This window comes from Caldimonas tepidiphila, from assembly GCF_003569765.1.
GTDB lineage: Bacteria > Pseudomonadota > Gammaproteobacteria > Burkholderiales > Burkholderiaceae_C > Caldimonas > Caldimonas tepidiphila.
Window position 1 is genome coordinate 1 of the sequence record NZ_QXMG01000170.1, and the last position, 1,007, is coordinate 1,007.

The following is a 1,007-nucleotide window of genomic DNA, read 5'->3' on the forward strand; positions in this document are numbered from 1 at the left end:
TGGGCCGCGAGCGCGCCGCGCGGCTGATCGAGTGGCTCGCACCGCTGGCTGCCGAACTCGGGCGGCCGCTGCGTGCTGAGGCGCTGCACAGCCGCACGGCGCTGATGCTCGCGCGCAGCACGGCGCTCGCGCAGATCGAGCCGCAGAGCATGCGGCGCTTCGGCCTCGTGCCGCTCGAGCGCCTGGCCGTGCCGCCCGAGCTGTCGGGGCGCCACGGCGTCTTCCGCACGCACGGCCCCAACGTCTTCGGCGCCGACGACGACTTGGATGCGATCCGCAAGTGGCTGCAGCGCCACGCGATGTCGCCACGCACGCACGAGGCCTACGGCCGCGAGGTCGAGCGCTTCTATCTCTGGTGCCTGCGCGAGGCGAGAAAACCGCTGTCCTCGCTCGTCGAGGCCGACCTGCACGCCTACCGGGCCTTCCTCGCGCAGCCGAGCGCGCACTGGGTGCAGCCGCGCCAGGCGGACCGCGCGAGCGAGGACTGGCGGCCCTTCCGCGGGCCGCTGTCGCCGCTGAGCCAGCGCCGCGCGCTCACCGTGATCTCGTCGATGCTCGGCGCGCTGGTCGACGGCGGCTACCTGTCGGCCAATGCGGCGCGCGGCGTCACGCCGCACCTGAAGCTGCCGCGCGCGGGCATCGACATCCGCCGCTCCTTCACCGAGGCGCAGTGGAGCTGGATCCTCGCGACGCTCGCCGGGCAGCCCGACACCGCGTTCACGCGGCGCACGCGGCTGGTGCTGGAGCTCGGCGCGACCAGCGGGCTGCGGCTGATCGAGCTCGCCACCGCGCGCATGGGCGCGCTGCGCCAGGAGCCGATCGACGGGCGGCTGGTGTGGATGCTCGACGTGCTCGGCAAGGGCAACCGGCGCCGGCGCGTGCCGATCCTCGACGACATCAAGGCGATGATTGACCGGCATCAGCAGGACATGGAGGCGGCGGCGATCGGTTACGACCCGGCGGCGCCGCGGCTGCGGCAGCTGCTGTCGGCGTCCGGCGACGAGGGC

1 protein-coding gene is annotated in these 1,007 nt (G+C 74.2%); it reads left to right on the forward strand.

What is annotated here, in order from left to right:
• On the forward strand, positions 1–1,007 hold a 1,007-nt coding region (locus D3A59_RS24940; RefSeq protein ID WP_419187283.1), incomplete at both ends, for a tyrosine-type recombinase/integrase.